Source organism: Bradyrhizobium sp. (genome assembly GCF_036735945.1).
Lineage (GTDB): Bacteria > Pseudomonadota > Alphaproteobacteria > Rhizobiales > Xanthobacteraceae > Bradyrhizobium.
In genome coordinates this window covers 1-3695 of sequence record NZ_DAINNI010000230.1, presented here as the reverse complement: position 1 = coordinate 3695, position 3695 = coordinate 1, and the positions used below count along the sequence as shown (strand labels likewise).

Annotated in this window: 4 protein-coding genes; 3 read left to right on the top strand and 1 reads right to left on the bottom strand. The window is 64.7% G+C overall.

Annotated elements, in window-relative coordinates; all coding sequences use genetic code 11:
- Positions 1 to 150: 150 nt before the first annotated feature.
- Entirely contained in the window at positions 151 to 438 is a 288-nt protein-coding gene (locus V7E26_RS29630) for a hypothetical protein (RefSeq protein ID WP_324422934.1), read from the bottom strand.
- A gap of 157 nt (positions 439 to 595) precedes the next feature.
- Here V7E26_RS29630 and V7E26_RS29625 point away from each other — a divergent pair, with 157 nt between their 5' ends.
- The 3 genes from V7E26_RS29625 to V7E26_RS29615 all read left to right on the top strand — a co-directional run.
- Positions 596 to 1987: a CoA transferase gene (locus V7E26_RS29625; protein ID WP_324422933.1), complete on the top strand. Its 1392-nt coding sequence runs from the start codon at positions 596 to 598 to the stop codon at positions 1985 to 1987.
- Between the two features lie 148 nt (positions 1988 to 2135).
- Complete coding sequence (locus tag V7E26_RS29620) at positions 2136 to 3380, top strand: efflux RND transporter periplasmic adaptor subunit (RefSeq protein WP_324422932.1); 1245 nt, start codon at positions 2136 to 2138, stop codon at positions 3378 to 3380.
- Between the two features lie 25 nt (positions 3381 to 3405).
- Positions 3406 to 3695 (top strand): efflux RND transporter permease subunit (locus V7E26_RS29615; protein WP_324422931.1); only part of this gene is annotated, 290 nt, incomplete at its 3' end.

Below are 3695 nucleotides of genomic sequence, written 5' to 3'. Positions count from 1 at the left end.
GTGGCTGCCCATCCTTGACACACACATTCCCCATGTGAGCAATCCATACCTCAACCCGGGGATCGATGGATTGCTTCGATGCGCTCGCAATGACGGGTATAGGCTGCAGTATACCGCATAATATTGCCTACGCGGACGCGCTTCGATCAGCTACTCCGGCGCCGCCCCGACCGGCGGGCCGCCGGGTGGGCGGTGCAGGAAGGTGATGGTGGCGTACGCGCCGACCCACGAGCCGATGGCTGCAAAGGCCACATAGATCCAGTTCTCGGTGTAGCTGATGACCGCAAAGGAGGACAGCATGTACCAGATGCTGCTCCAGGTCGCCGCCGGCACGCGCTTGCGCGCCACCACCGCCGAGGTGAACATGACATAGACCGCGTCGGTAGCGGCGGTCGCAAGCAAAACGGCTCCCGCCGTCAGTGGATCGATGGCAGCCATTGCAACTCCTTCCGTGGGGGCGGGGGCGTAGCCCGGATGGAGCGAAGCGCAATCCGGGAAAACAAAGTCTGGCAAAAGTGCCCCGGATTTCGCTCGCGCTGCATCCGGGCTACGCTCGATCAGATGTTGAAAGAAACGTTAGGGAAGCGACACGCCGATGCAAAGCCCCCGCGAAATCCTGGCCGGGATCTGGACCTCCGTCGGCGGCGAGGAACGCGCGCTCGACGCGCTCACGCTGACCGGCGCAGAGCCGCAACTGCCGTCCTCGTTTCGGGTTGCGGCTGCCGCGCAGGTCAGCATCGCGGCAAGCGGGCTCGCCGCGGCCGGGATCTGGAAAATGCGAACGGGGCAGGCGCAGCAGGTCGCGGTCGATATGCGCCATGCCGCGATCGAATGCCGAAGCGAGCGCTATCTGAGGGTCGACGACAAGCCGCCGCCGCCGGCCTGGGACGCGATCGCCGGTGTCTATGAGGTCAGCGACGGCTTCGTGCGGCTGCACACCAATTTTCCTCACCACCGCGACGCCGTCTGCCGCGTGCTGAACTGCCCGCCGGAGCGCGAGGCGGTTCAGGCCGCGCTGTTGCAGTGGCAGGGCGCAGCGTTCGAGACCGCGGCCTATGCGGACGGCGGTGTGGTCGCCTTCATGCGCTCGCATGACGAATGGTCGGCAACGCCGCATGCAAAGGCATTGGCCGGGCTGCCGCTGATCTCGATCACGAAGATCGGCGAGGCCGCGCCAAAGCCGTGGCTGGCGGGTGACCGGCCGCTCGCCGGCATCCGCGTGCTCGATCTGTCGCGGGTGATCGCGGGGCCGGTGGCGGGGCGCACGCTCGCCGCGCACGGCGCCGACGTGCTGCTGATCTCGGGCCCAAAACTGCCGGCGATCCCGTGGCTCACCATCGATACCGGTCGCGGCAAGCTGACGAGCTTCGTCGAACTCGGGAGCGAGGAAGGACGGGCGATCTTGCTCGGCCTGCTGGCGGAAGCGGATATTTTTTCGCAGGGCTATCGGCCGCGTGCGCTCGCGGCCCTCGGCTTCGCGCCGGAAGATGCCGCGCGCATCAATCCCGGTATCGTTTACGTCACGTTATCGGCTTACGGCCACGCCGGACCGTGGGCGGAACGGCGCGGCTTCGACTCCTTGGTGCAGACGACGACCGGATTCAACCATGCCGAGGGCAAGGCCGCCGGCATCGACGGGCCGAAGGAATTGCCGGCCCAGATGCTCGATCACGCCACCGGCTACTTCATGGCGTTCGGCGCCATGATGGCGAAGGCGCGTCAGGCGCGCGAAGGCGGAAGCTGGCATGTCCAGGTGTCGCTGGCGCAGACCGGACGCTGGCTCTGGAATCTCGGGCGGGTCGCCGGTGGGCTGGATACCCGGGATATTACGGGGGAGGCGGTAATGCCCTTCATGGAACAGGTCGATTCAGGTTTTGGTGCACTGCGGTCGGTCCGGCATTCCGCGGTTTTGTCAAAAACGCCGGCATTTTGGGCCCGTCCCGCGATGCCGCTCGGCAGCCATCCACCGCAATGGCCGTCCCGCTGACGCGCCAGTCATCCGCCGTTCATCTGGACTTCTCCAAACTTTAACCTCACCGCCATGGCGATTTTCGATTTTTAGGTTGTTTAAATCGCCATTTGGGCACTATTAGCGGATCGGTGAGGCAAAACGTCGCTAGGTGGCTCGGGCCGGCATGCGGAACGAAAATACAAAGCAAAAGCAGCCGCTTGGACGGAAGCGTTGGGCTATGGCCCTGGCGCTGGTCGCGCTTGCCGGCGCGGGCTTTTACGGTTTCACGAAGGCCAATGGCACCAAGGGCGGCCATTCCGAAGTCTCGAGCCAGTCGCGCAAGGGACTGCAGCGCTACACCCCAAGCCCGACCGAATGGGCCAGCCTGACCATTCAGCCCGTCACCGAACGCGGCTTCCGCGCCGAGCACGTCACCGAAGGCAAGATCGCGATCGACGAGGATCGCTCGACGCCGGTGTTCTCGCCCTATGCCGGCCGCGTCACCAGACTGCTCGCCAGGCCGGGCGACAGCGTCGTCAAGGGCCAGCCGCTGTTCGTGATCGAGGCTGCCGACAACGTTCAGGCGCAGAACGACTACATCGCGGCGATGACCGCCATGAACAAGGCGAAGTCCGCGCTCGAGCTGGCGCAGTTGCAGGGACAGCGCGCCAAGGATCTGTACGAAGGCAAGGCCGTTCCGCTCAAGGATTATCAGCAGAGCCAGGCGACCCTGATCCAGGCGCAAAACGACATGCGCTCCTCGGAAACGGCGCTGCAGGCGGCGCGCAACAAATTGCGCCTGCTCGGCCTTACCGATGAGGACATCGCGACCTTCCAGGAGAAGGGCCGCATCAATCCTGAAATCACCATCTTCGCGCCGATCGCAGGCACCGTGGTCCAGCGCAAGATCGGTCCCGGCCAGTACGTCAACGCCGGCGCCAGCGACCCGGTCTTCGTGATCGGCGACCTCTCGACCGTCTGGCTGACCGCCTTCGTCCGCGAAAGCGACTGCGCCAATGTCGCGATCGGGCAGGATGTAACCTTCAGCGTGCTGGCGCTGCCCGGCCGCTTGCTGACGGCGCGGATCAACTACGTCTCCACTGCCATTGATCCCGCAACGCGCCGGCTAATGGTGCGCGCCACCATCGACAACAAGAACGGCACGCTGAAACCCGAGATGTTCGCCAACGTCACGATCTATTCGGCGAGCGACCGCCCGGCGGTGGGCGTGCCGAAGCAGGCGCTGATCTATGAAGGCGATCAGGTCCGGATCTGGGTCGCGCATCCCGACAAGTCGATCGAACTGCGTCAGATCACGCCCGGCCTCACCAATGGCGATCTCGTCGAGGTGGTCGGCAATCTGAAGCCCGGCGAGCAGATCGTCACCAAGGGTGCGCTCTTCATCGACCGTGCCGCGTCCGGCAGCTGACCCCTCATTGAAAGCTTCGATCTGAATGGATCGCCTGGTTGCCCTCGCTGTCAGCCGCCGTTATCTGATGGTCGGCATGTTCGTCGCCGTGCTGATCGGCGGCGTGCTCGCCTTCAAGCAGCTCAACATCGAGGCCTATCCCGATCCGACGCCGCCGATGGTCGACATCGTGACGCAGAGCCCCGGCCTGTCGTCGGAAGAGATCGAGCGCTACATCACGATCCCGATCGAGACCCAGGTCGCCGGCATCAAGAACCTGCGCACGATCCGCACCATCTCGCTGTACGGCCTGTCCGACGTCAAGCTGCAGTTCTC